Raw genomic sequence first — 15,474 nt, forward strand, 5'->3', positions numbered from 1 at the left:
TCCGAGCAGTGACTCAACATTTGCATGCCTTGCACTCAGTTCAGCCAGGCTCACCTGCGCAACACACAACGCACCGGGGCAAATCATGAGCACTCAATCACCGGCCAAGGCCTTCTCCAAGCCGTTGGCACTGACAGCACTCACCCTGATCTGTGCCATTGGCGGCCTCTATTTCTATGACAGTCATCGCAAACAGGTTGCCGAACAGGCCGCTTTGGCCGCAGGCGAAGCGGCCCCTGTTGCGGTGGAGGTCGCCGCCGTTCGCAGCGAGGTGTTGCCGGCCACAGTCAAGGCAATCGGGACCGTAGTCGCAGATCATCAGGTGCTGGTAGCTGCCGAAGTGGCCGGACGCATCACCAAAGTGCACTTCACCAGCGGGCAAAGCATTACCGCCGGTACACCGCTGGTTCAACTCAACGATGGCCCGCTGCGCAGTGAACTCGAGCGTCGCCGGGTTGCCCTGCGCCTGGCCAGCACCCATCTGGATCGCGCCAAGCGCTTGCGTGGCCAGACCATGTCCAGCGCAGAGTACGAACAGCACGTAGCGGCCTATGACGAAGCCCGAGCGCTGGTTGCACAATCGCAAGAAGACATTTCCCAACGCCTGGTACGCGCACCTTTTGCCGGCGAACTTGGCCTGCGTCGGATAAACCTCGGCCAGTACGTAGAGGCAGGCACACCGATTGCCACACTGACTGACAACCGCGTGCTGCACATCGACTTCACTGTCCCAGAGCGCAACCGTGCAGCGCTGAAGACTGGCCTTCAGGTGCGGGTCAAGGGCGACGGTCAAAGTGACAAGACCATCAGCGGGCAGATCTCGGCAATCGATCCGCAGGTAGACAAGGAAAACCACGCCATACGCGTACGGGCCACCCTGCGCAACGACGCACAAAGTGCCCTGTGGCCCGGAAAGTTTGCCCATGTAGTGCTTGAGCTCAGCCCCGGCCCTGCCGTCACCACTATCCCTACTGTAGCGCTGGAATCATCACTGTCCGGCGAACGCATTTATGCCCTGCGGGAAACCGATGGCGTACTGCGCGCTCAGCTGGTTTCCGTACGTACCGGTTCGCAGTCGGACAGCCGAACCGAGGTCCTGGGTAGCAACCTGAATGAAGGCGACCTGGTTGTAGTAGCCGGCCAGATCAACTTGCAGGACGGTGTCCTGGTTGCTCCGCGCCAGCCCGAGGCGCTCGCCTCAGGGTCCGAGGCTATCGGATCCTACACCGGTAAAAAGGAATAGACCGCCATGGCTGTTACCGACATTTTCATACGCCGCCCAGTGTTGACACTGGCCTTCGCCCTGCTGATCGTCCTGGTGGGTCTTCGCGCGTTGATGGACCTGCCATTGCGCCAGTACCCCAAGATCGAAAGCGCCGTGATCACGGTCACCACCGAGTACCCCGGGGCTCCGGCCGACCTGATGCAAGGCTTCGTCACTACCACCTTGGCCCAGGCAGTCGCCACTACCCAAGGCGTGGAATACATGAGCTCATCCTCTGAACAGGGGTTGAGCACCATCACCGCCTACCTGCGCCTGAATGCCAACTCCGACGCCGCCTTGACCGAAGTCCTGGCCAAGGTCAACGAGGTACGTTATCTGCTACCCGAAGAGGCCTACGACCCGGTTGTGGTACGCCAGGCACCCGGCGCGATCGGGGTCATCTACGCCGGCTTCAGCCCCGGCGAAGGTGAAGCCTTGACCGGTATTACCGACTATCTGATGCGGGTGGCGCGCCCCATGTTGACCACCGTTGAAGGCGTAGCCGCCGTCAACGTCCTAGGCGGTCAAAATCTGTCGATGCGCATCTGGCTCGACCCGCTGCGCATGGCCGCTCACGGCATTACGGCCGCCGACGTCGACCGGGCCATCGAGGAGAACAATTACCAAGCGGCACCTGGCCAGATCAAAGGTGCGTTGGTGGTTGCCAACGTACGCATTGATACCAACCTCAACACGGTAGAGGGCTTCAGCCGACTGGTGGTGAAGAAGGGCGAAAGCCTGGTTCGCCTTGAAGACATCGCAACGGTTGAAATCGGCACACAAAGCCGCGACCAGATTACCGGCATGAACGGCGAAGCAGCCGTCTACCTGGAGGTCATGGCAACGCCTGGGGGCAACCCGCTGACCATTTCTCGCCAGGCCAGACAGGTGCTCGACAAGCTGAACCTGCCACCTGGGGTGAAGATGGCGATTCCCTACGATGTCACCGTGTTCATTGATGCAGCGATCGACAACGTATTGGTCAAATTTGTGATCGCCGGCCTTGAAGTGGTACTGGTGATTTTCCTGTTCCTGGGCTCCATGCGTGCCGTTGCCGTCCCTGTCCTGAGTATTCCACTGTCGCTGCTGGGCGCTGCTGCGATCATGCTTGCCCTGGGCTTCAGCCTCAACCTACTGACACTGCTGGCGATGGTCCTGGCCATCGGTTTGGTGGTCGACGACGCCATTGTCGTGGTTGAAAACGTTCATAGGCGTATGGAAGAAGGCGAGTCTTCCTTCGAGGCGGCCAAGAACGGTGCCCGGGAAATCGCCGGCCCAGTGCTGACCATGGCCGCCACCCTGGTCGCGGTGTATGCGCCACTGGGCTTGATCGGCGGGCTGACCGGAGCGTTGTTCAGCGAGTTCGCCTTCACCCTGGCAGCCGCTGTCGCGGTGTCTGCAGTTGTCGCCCTCACCGTCTCGCCCACCGTGGCATCCAAGCTGCTGCAGCATGATTCGCCCAGCCGTTTTGCCCGCAAGGTCGAGGCCATTACCACCCACGTTGTGAATGCCTATGACCGCTTGCTGGGCAAAGTGCTCAAGGATGTCCGCCTGGCGCTGCTGATTGGCCTGGGCGCGATGGTGAGCCTGCCAGTATTGTTCAATGGCCTGCAATCGGAATTGGCCCCGGCTGAAGACCAGGGCGAAATTGTCGTCGACATGAAGGCGCCCCAAGCAAGTAGCCTGGAGTTTCTCGAAGAGCAGGCCAAGCGGGTCGAGGCGACGTTGCTGTCCATCCCCGAAACCGGCACCGTCTATATGGTCGCCGGTGTAGGCGCTTCGCTGAACAAAGGCTGGGCGGGCGTCATGCTCAAGCCGTGGGGGGATCGTGAGCGCTCGGCGGAAGAAATCATGGCCGAGCTGCAAGGCAAGTTGGCTTCGGTAGAAGGCATCGCCGGGTCAGCCTTCCTGCCAGCACCACTGCCAGGCTCGGTGGGCGGTTTTCCGGTACAGCTAGTGGTGACGTCTGCAGCCAAGCATGAAGACGTCTATGAAAACATGGAGAAGGTCAAAGCGGCCGCTCGCGACAGTGGACTGTTTGCCTTCATCGACTCCGACCTGACCTTCACCAACCCTACGGTACTGGTGAGTATCGACCGCTCCAAAGCCCACGACCTGGGCCTGGACATGAAGGAAATCGGCGACACCTTTGCCCGTCTGGTAGGTGAGTCCTATGTCAACCGTTTTGGCTCACAAGGTCGTTCCTACGATGTCATTCCACAAGCCCCACGGGACCAACGCCTGACACCGGAGTTTCTCGAGAGCTACTACATCCGCACGGCAAGCGGAGGACAAGTCCCCATTTCCACGGTGATCACCCTGGAACGAGGTGTCGAGGCCAACGCGTTGACTCAGTTCAATCAGCTCAACAGCTCCACCCTGGTAGCGATCCCAGCACCAAACGTTACCCTGGGTCAGGCGGTGGCCTTCCTCCAGCAGGAAACAGCGAAACTGCCGGCAGACTATCAGCATGACTTCCTCGGCGAATCACGTCAGTACCTGCAGGAACAAGGCGGTTTTGCCATTACCTTCGCCTTTGCCCTGGCATTCATTTTCCTGGTTCTGGCGGCTCAGTTCGAAAGCGTGCGCGACCCCCTGCTGATCCTCACCACTGTCCCTCTGGCAGCCTGCGGCGCGCTGACGGCGATGTTCTTCGGTTTCGCGACACTGAACATCTACACCCAGATCGGCCTGGTTACGCTGATTGGCTTGATTGCCAAACACGGGATTCTGATCGTGGAATTCGCCAATGCCGCGCAACGCAATCAACAGCTGGACCGAGTCGAAGCTGTGCGGGCCGCCGCGCGTACCCGTATTCGCCCGATTCTCATGACCACGGCAGCCATGATCGGCGGGCTGCTTCCGTTGCTATTTGCCAGCGGCGCCGGTGCCGGCAGCCAGCGCTCGATCGCTGTGGTGCTGGTGGCAGGCCTGATGGTCGGCACCTTGTTCACCTTGTTCGTCCTGCCCGCTGTCTATGCCCGCTTTGGCCGTCAATTGGCGCACAAACAGCCTGAGGCGACCGAACAACCGCTGCACGCAAGCCCTGACCACATCTGACCGAGACATTCAGGAATGCTCAGCGAAAAGGATACCCAATGAGAACCATCGAAAAGATTCCCGCCTTCAACTGCACAAGATTGCCACTGCCCCTAGGCGTGTCATTGGCCCTGGCGCTGCTTGCCGGCTGCTCGCTCACACCGGATTATTCGGCACCTGATGAAGCGCGCAGCTGGGTATACAAAGAGGCACCCGCCCTCCCCCAGAATCAGACCGGTTCCTGGAAGCAGGCCCAGCCCTCTGAAGACCAGCTACGCGGCCAATGGTGGCAAGTCTTTGCTGATCCACGCCTCAATCAACTTGAAGAGCAGGCAGCACTGGCCAACCCCGGATTGCACGCCGCCGCTGCCCGCCTCAAGCAAGCCCGCGCACTGCAACGTGATGCGCGAGCGGACCGCATGCCGCGCGTCGATGCGGCATTCGGGCCATCGCGTCAGCGTGAGTCCCCAGCGTCCCTGGACCTGCCCGACGACGGCCCAGCCAATACCTTTACGCTTTGGCGCGCAGAGCTTGGGATCAGCTATGAGGTGGACCTGGCTGGACGCATCGACGCGCAAATCGAAGCGGCCACCGCTGAACTGGAGAAAAGCGGCGCGCTGTATCGGACCGTGCTTTTAGCCTTGCAGGCCGATGTTGCCGAGCACTACTTCCTGATCCGCGAACTGGACACTCAGCTGTATGTCTATCGGCGCACGCTGGAGCTGCGCAATGACACCTATCGCCTGATCAAGCATCGTCACGACAACGGCGATGCCGGTGAGCTCGATCTGGTGCGCGCGCACAGCGAATTGGAAGCGGCCCGCTCCGAAGCATTGGGCGTTGAGCGCAATCGCGCTTCGGCAGAACACGCCCTGGCAATCCTGTTGGGGCTACCACCTGCGAAATTCAGCCTAGAACCCCAGCTGCTCGTGGCAAAAGACATCGCCATACCCCCTGGCCTACCGTCCTCGCTACTCGAACGCAGACCTGACATCGCTGCAGCAGAACGCGCCATGGCAGCTGCCAATGCGCGTGTCGGCATCGCCAAAGCGGCGTTCTTCCCGAAGTTGGAGCTCACCGCTGCTGGCGGCTTCGAATCCAGTGAACTCGGTAACCTGTTCGAATGGTCGAGTCGCACCTTTCTCCTTGGCCCACTGGTAGGCGCCGCCATGACCCTACCGTTGTTCGATGGTGGCCGGCGCCAGGCCGGCGTGGACTACTCACAGGCCGCCTACGAGGAAGACGCGGCTCGCTACCGAGAAGTGGTGCTCAAGGCGTTCGGGGAGGTCGAAGACAATCTTGCGCTATTGCGCATCATGGCCGAGCAGAGCCGCGCACAGCAAATCGCTCTGGCCGCCTCGGAACGGGCGGCGGAGCTTTCCCATCTGCAGTACCGTGAAGGTTCGCATACCCAGCTCGACACCATCGACGCAGACCGTACGATGCTCACTCAACAACTGGCAACCGCTCGCCTCAATGGCGATAAGGCGCGCTCGACCGTGCGCCTGATCAGGGCGTTGGGCGGTGGTTGGGAGGAAGCCCTGAAACAACAACACAGCATTGCCAGCAACACGCCAGAAGAGTGATCGCAACGCCGCCCTTGCCAACGGCAGGGGCGGCCAAGCCTCGACTTATGAGGCAGAACTGCTGCCTGCCTCCGTCATGATCCAGTCTATAAACGCCTGCACCTCAGGGCGCTGGGTGGCGTCAGGACGCGTGACCACGTAATAGGCAAAGCGCGACGGCCAAGGCTTATCCAATGCCACCACAAGCTTTCCTGACTCGATGTCTTCCTGGACATGACTGTCCTGAACCAAGGCAATCCCCTGCCCCGCAGCGGCGGCACGCAACAGCAACAAGTCCTCTTCGAAACTCATCCCGCGCCGCCCCTCATCACCCACTTGCACGTTATGGGCTTGCAACCAGAGCACCCAATCGGCGCGATCACCATCCTGCAGCAAGGGGTAATTGAGGCAATCGATGGGTTCACGAATCAGCGGTCCCTGGGCGAGCAGCCCGGGGCTTGCGACCGGCAACAACACCGGCGCCATCAAACGAATCGATTCAAGCCCAGGGTAGCTGCCCAGCCCGTGGCGCAGCGCTACATCAATCCTGTCACGCTTGAAGTCGACCATCTTCGCTGAAGCCTCGACTCGCACTTCGATTTCCGGGTGCAACTCACTGAAGCGACCAATTCTCGGCACCAGCCAGGCCGAGGCAAACGAAGGCACCGTACTGATGGTGAGGGTCTTTTCAACCGCCATGGTTTCCAGTGTCGAAAGCGATTTTTCAATCTGGTCAAAGCCACGCAACAGGCCCGGGTGCACACGCGCACCAGCTTCGGTGAGGTAGACGCCATGGCGGCCACGGACAAACAACGCAACACCGATGCGCTCCTCCAACAGACGAATCTGTTGACTGACCGCGCCGGGGGTAACCCCCAGACTTTCAGCCGCGGCCTTCAGACTCCCAAGGCGCCCTGTTTCAGTAAAGGCACGTAGCGCGAGCAACGGTAAGACTGCTCCCATGTGTCTGTCCTCAGTTTAGAAATTCTAACGCGCCGAAGGAGAATTGATCGTTTCTCAATACGGTAGCTCCTCACTAGGATAGCAACTGAGGCATTGACTAGAAAGCAGCTTATCTAAGGTAGACAGCGGAACATGAAGACCCCTGATTTGATTCTTTATACCGACAGCTCACCCAACGGTTTCAAGATCACTATTGCCCTTGAAGAGCTGGGTTTGCCGTACGTGCTCAAACACGTTCGCATCGAACAGGGCGAGCATCGTCAGCCTGATTTCCTCAAGCTCAATCCTCATGGGCGGATTCCCGTTCTGGTCGACGAAGACACTGGCGTTACGTTGTTCGAATCTGCCGCCATCCTGCTGTACCTGGCCGAGAAAACTGGACGCCTACTCCCAGACAACCTGGTCATGCGCTGGTCAGCCATCACCTGGTTGATGTTCCACGCTTCGAGCATGGGCCCCCTTCTCGGCCAGCGCGTGCAATACGAAATTTTCGACACAAGCCACAACGATGTGACCGAACGTTTTCGCCGCCTTAGCGAAGAAGCCTTCACAACCTTGGACAATCACCTGAAGGACAACTTCTGGCTGGCCGGCCCTGAATACAGCATCGCCGACATTGCCACCTTCGGCTGGATGCACATCGCGCACATCATCAACTTCGATTTCAGCCGCTTCAGCCGCCTGAGCGCCTGGCATGACCGCGTCAGCCAACGCCCAGCGGTGCAGCGCGGCATTAGCTTGCCCCAACCCGCGACCGGCCCCTGACACTTACCGCAGAAGAGAATCGGCATGAACGAGACCGTGATACGCACCGACCGCGCCACCACCCAAGGCGCCAGCGCGCCAGCTTTCGCCGGACACCCTGGCTACACCCGGATGTTCGCAGCTGATCAACTGACGCTGGGCATCTTTCTACCGTTGCGTTTTTATGAAGGCGACATGAGCGTTCTGATCGGGCAGGCCGATCTTGTCAGCGAGATTGACCGACTCGGGTTCGCTGCCGCTTGGGTGAGAGACGTGCCGTTGTTCGATCCCTATTTCGGCGATGCCGGACAAGTCTTCGATCCGTTCACCTACCTGGCCTACCTGGCCGCCAGGACCAAACGCATCTCCCTGGCCACCGGCAGCGCAATTTTCTCTTTGCGCCATCCGATCGATCTGGCCAAAGCAGCGTCGACCATCGACCAATTGTCCGGTGGCCGCCTGGTCATGGGCATTGCATCGGGCGACCGTCCGGTCGAATTTCCTGCCTACGGGTTGGAGCACAGCGAGCGAGGGGGGCGCTTCGCAGAAGCGGTGGATTACTTTCGGCAGTTGCTGCAAAGCGGCGAAAAAACCATCAGCTCATCACTCGGACACCTGAGTGACGCGCAACTGCTGCCCAAACCTGCCACTGGCAATATTCCATTGCTGGTCACCGGTTCTTCACGCCAATCGATGCAGTGGCTCGGTGAGCAGGCCGATGGCTGGCTGACCTACCCAGAATCAACACAGAACATCTTGGGGCCGCGGCGTCTTGCGGAAAAAATCCGTGCCTGGCGTAACCAGATTCCGGACCAGGGTTTCCGTCCTCATGTCACCAACGAGTGGATCGACCTGAGCGCAGACCCCAACTTCCCGCGTACGCCGCTACGCGGCGGCTATGTACTCAAGACCGGGCGCCGGGGATTAATCGAGTTACTCGGCGAATGGCGCGATGCCGGGGTGAATCACGCGGCGATTGGCATTCATTTGGCCGAGCGCCCGGCACAGGAAATCATTCAGGAGCTGGCTGAGGAAGTCCTGCCGTTGTTCCCGTCCCACGACGGCCCGCTGCCGCTGGCGCAACACTGGTAGACACGCCACACGCTGCTGCCAGAACACCTTCACGCTCCTGGCAGCGACGACTTCATTCATTCACAGGAAGAACCCGGATGCACCTTGCCAAGCCTCACCTCTACCGCGGCCACTATGACAGCCAACTGGGGCGGATAGATTTGCTGGCCAATAGCAACGGTGCGTTGCTGCGGCTGGACTTCGCATTGCCTGGAGCACTCTACACCCGTGTTGAATATGCAAATGCCATCTCGGATCAGCAATCCTTCAGGCCTATTTGCCAACAACTGGGCGAATACTTTGCAGGCACCCGAATCGACTTCGCTATCGAGCTTGCCCCTGCTGGCAGCAGTTTTTTGAAAGAAGCCTGGGCATTGCTCAGAGCTGTGCCCTACGGCACCACTACAACCTACGGTGCCCTGGCCAAGGCTATGGGCAAGCCAGGGTCGGCGCGAGCCATCGGCATGGCTAACGCTGTGAATCCGATTTCAATCATCGTCCCCTGCCATCGCGTCATCGCTGCCAGCGGCGCCCTGACCGGCTACAGCGGCGGGCTGGACAAGAAGCGTGGACTACTGATCCTGGAAGCAGAGCATTCGCGGGACGACCTGGCGTGTGTACCTGGCAAACACGTCTGAAGGCCGTCGCGTAATACCACTGTTGAACCTCACCCTTTTTCGACCCACTGTGCGCATCGCAGTGGGTTTTTTTATGGCTCTACGAGGTGGCGCCGCTATACGCACACGTTGTCTTTGCCATAGCTCATGGTCAATCGACACTCGCCAACAGTGCTTAGGCTGCCAGTGGCGCAACTGACGCCGACGGATCCACCAGCAGAAAAGCCGAATGACGGCCGGTTGCAAACCGATCCGCTGGCTTGAATCCATAGGTACACCTGAGGCCACCCAAGCAGCTTCCGTTGAACTCAGGCATGCACCCAGAACGCACTCTCGGCAAACTGTTCGCCGTTCCACCAGTTTTTCCTGCCGGTGCCGTAGCGAACGTTGGTAGCACCCGCCTGACTCTGCAGAGGTGAGGTCACATCACCCGCTGAATCGCGGATAGCACTGAACTCTGGCGTTTCGGCAACTACCGCAACGATGTGCCCGGACTTGCCCTCTTCCTTGCGCCGCGCCACGATCAGACCGATGCCACCCTGATTGGCAGCTTGTTGAAGCTTGCTCAGTGTCCCGGTCTGACGCCAGCCAAAATCGGGGCCGAAGTCGCGCAACCAGCGAAACAGGTCATTGGCGCGTACTTCAAAGATCGTGTCACCAATCAACGCGTCCACTTGCTTGCCCTTGGCCAGGGCAATGGCGGCCTTGGAAGTCCACCACACCCGCGGCAGGTACACCCCAGCCAGGTGGCAATAATCGTGACAGTAGATATTGCAGAAAGTCAGACCACTGTGCGGCTGGTAACGTTTGTGCGATGGATTGTCCACCGCCAGCCATTTGATGATGGCCGCGAGCTGTGCACGCAACTCGTCTGCGCTCGTGCCTTGCCGCGTCGGTTGGTTGGGCTCGTTGAGAGAATGGGCACCGGCCGCCTCCACTCGCCGCGTTACCCGGCCAGGTTTTCTCGGCATCGATACGGCCACCACGCCGGTACTGGGCGGCGACGTTGCGGGGGTAACAATCGGGACATCCTGAACATCCGTTGTTGCCAGCAAAAATTTCTGCGAGACGAAACCGTGCAACAGCGCCCCGGCCAGGGAGGTTTCCACTTCACGAAAACCACCTTGGGCTTTTTTGGTAACCGCCCGCACGGGGTGGCCATCGGGCAAGTGACCAATGACATTGGCTTGCGGTGGATCACTGATGTTTGGCTCGCTACGCACACGCAGCATGCCCTCGCGCGTGTCTACCCGGAAGAACTCACCTTGTGCATCCACCGGGCTTGGCGCTGGCATCACCGCCAGCCCGGCCGCCGGGGCTATAAGCTCAGCTACATCACCAGGCAAGGCCACCGTCTGGGCCAGACGTATGAAGTCGAAGATCTTCTCGCCGTAGAAGTGCTCGCCATCGAAATGGCCTTGTCGCAGCCCCTTCTTCGGATTGAACCCGCCCGTGTTGTAGGCAATGGCCACAGCCGCCAGCTCATGAGTAGTCAGAGACGAACGCCCCTGCAGCCCCAAGGTTTTCAGGCCGCGCTTGAGCTCGCCGAGACACATGTCCAAGGTGTCATCGAAGTGCTCGTAGCGCCTGCCGAGAAAGTAATCCGGATCTGTTTTGAAGAACTGCAGATCGCGCTGAAACAGGCCAAAGCCATGGCAGAACTTGTTCGGTTTTTGCGCAACTGCAGCGAACCCGGGAATATGCACGGCCATGTCGATGAGCGCCTGATGGGCCAGCTCGAACATTGCTGCGCCACCCGGCACCGCCAGCAAATCAGCTTTGGTTTTGGGAAATGCTGAGCGTCCTTTGTCGGCGTCCAGCGTGTCGCCAACGCACAGTGCGAGGATTTGCGCGGTGGTCATCGCCTTGGCGCGCACTACCGACCAGACATGCCCAGTCTCTTGGCAGGCAATCGCAGCGATGAAATCAACCGTGAATGGCAAACCCGCAAGCCGCGGGGCAATCAGTGGTTGAAATTGAGTTTTGAACCACAGCACATCAGCGCGTTTGGGCATGAAGGACCTCCCGAGAACAAGGCAACTCGCACACGGTGACCACCCGGACTGCGCCTCGGGAAAACTGGTTTGTTTTCAGGTCCTTCTACGTTCAAGTAAAGCCACCACTGCAAAGGCGTCAAGTGTTCGCTCAGACCTCCTGGCTATTAGCGCGCGAGGAACAACAGAGCAACCACCAGCGCAGCGAGGAAAAAGGTTTCACCGACCAACATGACGATGGGTCGCCAGCCGACCTTAGTCAGCTTCTGTAGCGAGGTTTTCACCCCCAGCGCTGCAATGGCCACCACCAGGCAACTGCGTCACTGCTAACAGGGTTGGGCCACCGCAATGGTCAGCAATAAAGGCCGACGCCCATCACGCACCCACTGGTTCTTTATGGGTGAAGTGAGAATCTCTGTAGGCCTTGTAAAATATGGTGTCCCAGGGCAGGTTCGAACTGCCAACCTTCCCCTTAGGAGGGGGATGCTCTATCCAATTGAGCTACTGAGACACAAGCGCCAGCAACGAGTGTTGCGCGGCAGAGGACGGCGTGCATGTTAACCAGCACGTCGGCATTTGTCATGTCATCCGTGGGGCTTTTTGCCCGTAGTCTGTATTCGCTTAGTAAAGCCAATCGTGCATTCTGCAACAAGGCAGCAGGCCATCATTGCAGAATGCACGAAAAATTTGTCTAAAAAACGCCGCAAGCCATTGATTTAAAATAATTAAATCAAAGAAAAAGACTGGCATGCAGTGTGCAATATCTACTCCATAAAAAGTGCCTGGCTACCGCCCTCACCCGTGGAGAATGCCTGATGAACCGCTCATTGCTGCTGCTCAACGCCCTGGCACTGGCCGTGCTGGTTGGGCTGATAATGCAACCGGAAGGTTCCGTCGCAGTGTTCCAAGGTAACGTTGCACCCTTGATGCCCGCACAAAGGGCAGTGTTCGACGCGCAAGCCAAAACGCCTCCCGCCGCCACCCAGCCTGCGATGCTGTCACCTCGCCCCCGGCAGGAACGCCTGATGTTCTGAAGACTCAACTGCTGACGAGCAGGCCCTGCTCACGCAGCAGGTCAAGCAAGCGCGCCACGGCGTCATCCAGGCGCGTGGAATTATCCAACAGGTATACGCCCTGATCAGCGACGTTCAATTGCCGACTGCGCGCCAGACGCTGCTCGATGTCCTCAAGCGCTTCCCGGCCACGGGCTAGCAATCGCTGGCGCAGGACTTGCGGTTCGACACTGAGCAAAATGGCCAGAAGATCAGGGTAACGTTGCCGTGCTTGGGGCAAGTGCGCGCGCGAGCCATTGACCAGGACTGTCCTGCCCTGCGCCAGCCAATTGTCGATCTGCGCCGGAATGCCATAAGCCAGGCCATTGGCCCGCCAATGGAGGGCAAATTCGCCGTCGGCACACATCTGCTCAATGCGTTCGTAGGTAACGCCTACAGCATCTTCACCTTTGGCTTCAGCCGAACGGGTGATCACCCGCCGGGCAACAACCACGTTGTGACTTTCTAAGGTGGCTCGGGCAGCATCGATCAGTGAGTCCTTGCCGGAACCGGAGGGTCCCATCAAATAGATCAGCCGCCCAGGGAGTGCTGTACGAGGGTCGGCGCTTGCGTCATGCTGCATAGCCACTATGCTCATCGGTAAGGAAGCCTGCGCATTCTAGACGCTTTCCTTGGCATTTATCGCCTGTTACCTACAGGCCGCGACAAAGGTCCCGACGGGCTGCCCAAGGAAAAAATGATAACTTTTCAAACCAGTGCTCATTTCTGATAATTGGTACTGGCAAAACGCCTTTACCCGGCTCAATATTTGTCACAGAATTGACGCCAAGGAACCGGCGACAATGAGGCATGATTCTTACCTCATTCACAATTCAGGTTGAACATTTTGTCGCCGTGATGGTCGTAGTGAAATCGTGCGGCCAATTTCGAGAACCGCTTCCCCTGAACTAAAACCGGTCAATTATATGCGCCCAATGAAACAGGCTGTTTACTCAAGCCGCACCGCTGACAAATTCGTCGTCCGCCTCCCCGACGGAATGCGTGAGCGCATTGCCGAGGTAGCGCGCCACCACCACCGCAGCATGAACTCGGAAATCATCGCCCGCCTGGAACAGAGCCTGATTCAGGAAGGAGCTCTGGGTGACGAGCTGAGCATGCGTCTGGACAGCCCGGAGCTGTCGCTGCACGAACGTGAGTTGCTGCAACGCTTCCGTCAACTTTCCCACCGCCAGCAGAATGCTCTGGTGGCCCTGATTGCCCACGACGTCGAAATGGCAGCTGACGCTTCCTGAGGACTGAACCGCAATTGAAAAAGCCAGCGTAAGCTGGCTTTTTTGCGTCTGGGCTATGGCACTTACAACAGGAAGATCGTTGCCAAGCCGAGGAAAATGAAGAACCCGCCGCTATCGGTCATCGCGGTAATCATCACACTGGCGCCCATCGCCGGATCACGCCCCAGGCGCGCCAGGGTCATCGGAATCAATACCCCCATCAACGCTGCCAACAGCAAGTTGAGGGTCATCGCCGCGGTCATCACCACGCCCAGCGACCAACTGCCATACAACAGGTACGCCACCACACCGATCACCCCACCCCACACCAGGCCGTTGATCAAGCCAACCGCCAGCTCCTTGCGCATCAGCCGTGAGGTGTTGCCAGGGCTGACCTGATCGAGAGCCATGGCGCGCACGATCATGGTAATCGTCTGGTTACCGGAGTTGCCGCCGATACCCGCGACAATGGGCATCAGCGCCGCCAATGCCACCAGTTTCTCGATCGAGCCTTCGAACAGGCCGATCACCCGCGAAGCGACGAATGCAGTAATCAGGTTGATCGCCAGCCACGCCCAACGGTTGCGCAACGAACGCCAGACAGAGGCAAAGATGTCTTCTTCTTCGCGCAGACCGGCCATGTTCAGCACTTCGGTCTCGCTTTCCTCACGAATCAGGTCGACCATTTCGTCAATGGTCAGACGACCGATCAGGCGACCGTTCTTGTCCACTACCGGTGCCGATACCAGGTCGTAACGCTCGAAAGCCTGAGCAGCGTCGTATGCGTCCTCTTCCGGGTGGAACAACACCGGGTCGTCTGCCATGACATCGGCGACTTTCTTTTCGGGGTCGTTGACCAGCAGGCGCTTGATTGGCAACACACCCTTGAGGATACCGTCGTAGTCGACCACAAAGAGTTTGTCAGTATGCCCCGGCAGCTCTTTAAGCCGGCGCAGGTAGCGCAATACCACTTCCAGGCTGACGTCTTCGCGGATGGTGACCATCTCGAAGTCCATCAACGCACCGACCTGCTCCTCGTCGTAGCTCAGCGCCGAGCGGACCCGCTCACGTTGCTGGGCATCGAGGGTTTCCATCAGCTCATGGACAACATCTCGCGGCAACTCTGGCGCAAGGTCGGCCAGTTCATCGGCGTCCATTTCCTTGGCGGCAGCGAGCAGCTCATGATCGTCCATGTCGGCGATCAGCGTTTCACGAACCGAGTCGGACACTTCCAGGAGGATGTCACCGTCGCGCTCGGCCTTAACCAGCTGCCAGACGGTCAGACGATCGTCCAGGGGCAAGGCTTCGAGAATGTAAGCGACGTCAGCGGAGTGCAGATCATCGAGCTTGCGCTGCAGCTCAACGAGGTTCTGGCGGTGAACGAGGTTTTCCACCAGGTCATGGTGATGACCTTCCTGACGGTGCGTCAGGTCTTCAACCACGCGTTGACGCTGCAGCAGTTCGACCACCTGTGCCAGGCGATCCTGCAAGCTCTCTTGCGTCTTTTTTGCTTCGATTTCAGTCATAGGCGAACTCCACTCCCAGCAGCGGAGCACGCCGGGAGAATCAATCAGTCAGATCTTGATTGGCAAAACTTGCTATTGAGTAACTACTGGGTAAGTCCATGGTGGTATTCCACAAGCCCCGGCGGGGCTGACGGGCGCAATCATACACCGCTTGAGCTGTCAGAGTGCTGAAAAAATCGTGGCTAGAACAATCGTTTGCGCGACATAGTTAGGACAACCTCTGCCTCTCTCTGTGCGACGGCGAGCAGAATAAAAAAAACACATGTCAGTTAGAAAAATATAGAACGCAGAAAAGCAAAAAGCCCGCCTGAGTAGGCGGGCTTTCTGTTATATGGTGCACTCAGGAGGATTCGAACCTCCGACCGCTCGGTTCGTAGCCGAGTACTCTATCCAGCTGAGCTATGAGT

Annotated in this window: 13 protein-coding genes and 1 tRNA gene; 8 read left to right on the top strand and 6 right to left on the bottom strand. The window is 58.8% G+C overall.

What is annotated here, in order from left to right:
* Nucleotides 1-85: 85 nt before the first annotated feature.
* From ACQRAX_RS03735 to ACQRAX_RS03745, 3 genes are read left to right on the top strand one after another with little or no spacing between them, the layout of a single operon-like run.
* Nucleotides 86-1,243 (top strand): efflux RND transporter periplasmic adaptor subunit, encoded by a 1,158-nt coding sequence (locus tag ACQRAX_RS03735; RefSeq protein ID WP_412038162.1) that lies wholly within the window; start codon nt 86-88, stop codon nt 1,241-1,243.
* A 6-nt stretch (nt 1,244-1,249) separates the two neighbouring features.
* A complete protein-coding gene (locus ACQRAX_RS03740; protein ID WP_412038161.1) occupies nt 1,250-4,324 on the top strand; it encodes an efflux RND transporter permease subunit in 3,075 nt (1,024 codons plus the stop codon).
* A gap of 38 nt (nt 4,325-4,362) precedes the next feature.
* On the top strand, nt 4,363-5,889 hold the full coding sequence (locus tag ACQRAX_RS03745) for an efflux transporter outer membrane subunit (RefSeq protein WP_412038160.1): 1,527 nt from the start codon (nt 4,363-4,365) through the stop codon (nt 5,887-5,889).
* Nucleotides 5,890-5,934: 45 nt separating this feature from the next.
* Here the strand turns inward: ACQRAX_RS03745 and ACQRAX_RS03750 are convergent, their stop codons facing one another.
* Nucleotides 5,935-6,831 (bottom strand): LysR substrate-binding domain-containing protein, encoded by an 897-nt coding sequence (locus ACQRAX_RS03750; RefSeq protein ID WP_412038159.1) that lies wholly within the window; start codon nt 6,829-6,831, stop codon nt 5,935-5,937.
* Nucleotides 6,832-6,963: 132 nt separating this feature from the next.
* Between ACQRAX_RS03750 and ACQRAX_RS03755 the strand changes: the two genes are divergently transcribed.
* The 3 genes from ACQRAX_RS03755 (at nt 6,964) to ACQRAX_RS03765 (ending at nt 9,284) form a co-directional block, all read left to right on the top strand.
* Nucleotides 6,964-7,596, top strand: a complete 633-nt coding sequence (locus tag ACQRAX_RS03755; RefSeq protein WP_412038158.1) for a glutathione S-transferase family protein — start codon at nt 6,964-6,966, stop codon at nt 7,594-7,596.
* A 24-nt stretch (nt 7,597-7,620) separates the two neighbouring features.
* Nucleotides 7,621-8,667, top strand: coding sequence for an LLM class oxidoreductase (locus ACQRAX_RS03760; protein ID WP_412038157.1), 1,047 nt, complete (start codon nt 7,621-7,623; stop codon nt 8,665-8,667).
* 77 nt (nt 8,668-8,744) lie between these two features.
* Nucleotides 8,745-9,284 (top strand): methylated-DNA--[protein]-cysteine S-methyltransferase, encoded by a 540-nt coding sequence (locus ACQRAX_RS03765; RefSeq protein ID WP_412038156.1) that lies wholly within the window; start codon nt 8,745-8,747, stop codon nt 9,282-9,284.
* 287 nt (nt 9,285-9,571) lie between these two features.
* Here the strand turns inward: ACQRAX_RS03765 and ACQRAX_RS03770 are convergent, their stop codons facing one another.
* The 3 genes from ACQRAX_RS03770 to ACQRAX_RS03780 form a co-directional block, all read right to left on the bottom strand.
* Nucleotides 9,572-11,278, bottom strand: a complete 1,707-nt coding sequence (locus ACQRAX_RS03770) for a hypothetical protein (RefSeq protein WP_412038155.1) — start codon at nt 11,276-11,278, stop codon at nt 9,572-9,574.
* A gap of 146 nt (nt 11,279-11,424) precedes the next feature.
* A complete protein-coding gene (locus ACQRAX_RS03775; protein WP_412038154.1) occupies nt 11,425-11,565 on the bottom strand; it encodes a hypothetical protein in 141 nt (46 codons plus the stop codon).
* Between the two features lie 126 nt (nt 11,566-11,691).
* Nucleotides 11,692-11,768 (bottom strand) — tRNA-Arg (locus ACQRAX_RS03780).
* 304 nt (nt 11,769-12,072) lie between these two features.
* Between ACQRAX_RS03780 and ACQRAX_RS03785 the strand changes: the two genes are divergently transcribed.
* Nucleotides 12,073-12,291: a hypothetical protein gene (locus ACQRAX_RS03785; RefSeq protein WP_412038153.1), complete on the top strand. Its 219-nt coding sequence runs from the start codon at nt 12,073-12,075 to the stop codon at nt 12,289-12,291.
* 4 nt (nt 12,292-12,295) lie between these two features.
* On the opposite strand, the gene phnN is transcribed toward ACQRAX_RS03785, so the two are convergent.
* Nucleotides 12,296-12,892, bottom strand: a complete 597-nt coding sequence (phnN, locus tag ACQRAX_RS03790) for a phosphonate metabolism protein/1,5-bisphosphokinase (PRPP-forming) PhnN (protein ID WP_412038152.1) — start codon at nt 12,890-12,892, stop codon at nt 12,296-12,298.
* 343 nt (nt 12,893-13,235) lie between these two features.
* Here phnN and ACQRAX_RS03795 point away from each other — a divergent pair, with 343 nt between their 5' ends.
* Nucleotides 13,236-13,562: an Arc family DNA-binding protein gene (locus tag ACQRAX_RS03795; RefSeq protein ID WP_038616878.1), complete on the top strand. Its 327-nt coding sequence runs from the start codon at nt 13,236-13,238 to the stop codon at nt 13,560-13,562.
* 62 nt (nt 13,563-13,624) lie between these two features.
* Here the strand turns inward: ACQRAX_RS03795 and mgtE are convergent, their stop codons facing one another.
* Nucleotides 13,625-15,067 (bottom strand): magnesium transporter, encoded by a 1,443-nt coding sequence (mgtE, locus tag ACQRAX_RS03800; RefSeq protein ID WP_412038151.1) that lies wholly within the window; start codon nt 15,065-15,067, stop codon nt 13,625-13,627.
* Nucleotides 15,068-15,474 lie beyond the last annotated feature (407 nt).

It is taken from the genome of Pseudomonas sp. UM16, from assembly GCF_050312595.1.
In the GTDB taxonomy this organism is placed as follows: domain Bacteria; phylum Pseudomonadota; class Gammaproteobacteria; order Pseudomonadales; family Pseudomonadaceae; genus Aquipseudomonas.

Coding starts and splice junctions, on each gene's coding strand:
- ACQRAX_RS03745 (WP_412038160.1), top strand. CDS start 4,363: ATGAGAACCATCGAAAAGATTCCCGCCTTCAACTGCACAAGATTGCCA.
- ACQRAX_RS03770 (WP_412038155.1), bottom strand. CDS start 11,278: ATGCCCAAACGCGCTGATGTGCTGTGGTTCAAAACTCAATTTCAACCA.
- ACQRAX_RS03740 (WP_412038161.1), top strand. CDS start 1,250: ATGGCTGTTACCGACATTTTCATACGCCGCCCAGTGTTGACACTGGCC.
- phnN (WP_412038152.1), bottom strand. CDS start 12,892: ATGCAGCATGACGCAAGCGCCGACCCTCGTACAGCACTCCCTGGGCGG.
- ACQRAX_RS03765 (WP_412038156.1), top strand. CDS start 8,745: ATGCACCTTGCCAAGCCTCACCTCTACCGCGGCCACTATGACAGCCAA.
- ACQRAX_RS03755 (WP_412038158.1), top strand. CDS start 6,964: ATGAAGACCCCTGATTTGATTCTTTATACCGACAGCTCACCCAACGGT.
- ACQRAX_RS03795 (WP_038616878.1), top strand. CDS start 13,236: ATGCGCCCAATGAAACAGGCTGTTTACTCAAGCCGCACCGCTGACAAA.
- ACQRAX_RS03750 (WP_412038159.1), bottom strand. CDS start 6,831: ATGGGAGCAGTCTTACCGTTGCTCGCGCTACGTGCCTTTACTGAAACA.
- mgtE (WP_412038151.1), bottom strand. CDS start 15,067: ATGACTGAAATCGAAGCAAAAAAGACGCAAGAGAGCTTGCAGGATCGC.
- ACQRAX_RS03785 (WP_412038153.1), top strand. CDS start 12,073: ATGAACCGCTCATTGCTGCTGCTCAACGCCCTGGCACTGGCCGTGCTG.
- ACQRAX_RS03735 (WP_412038162.1), top strand. CDS start 86: ATGAGCACTCAATCACCGGCCAAGGCCTTCTCCAAGCCGTTGGCACTG.
- ACQRAX_RS03760 (WP_412038157.1), top strand. CDS start 7,621: ATGAACGAGACCGTGATACGCACCGACCGCGCCACCACCCAAGGCGCC.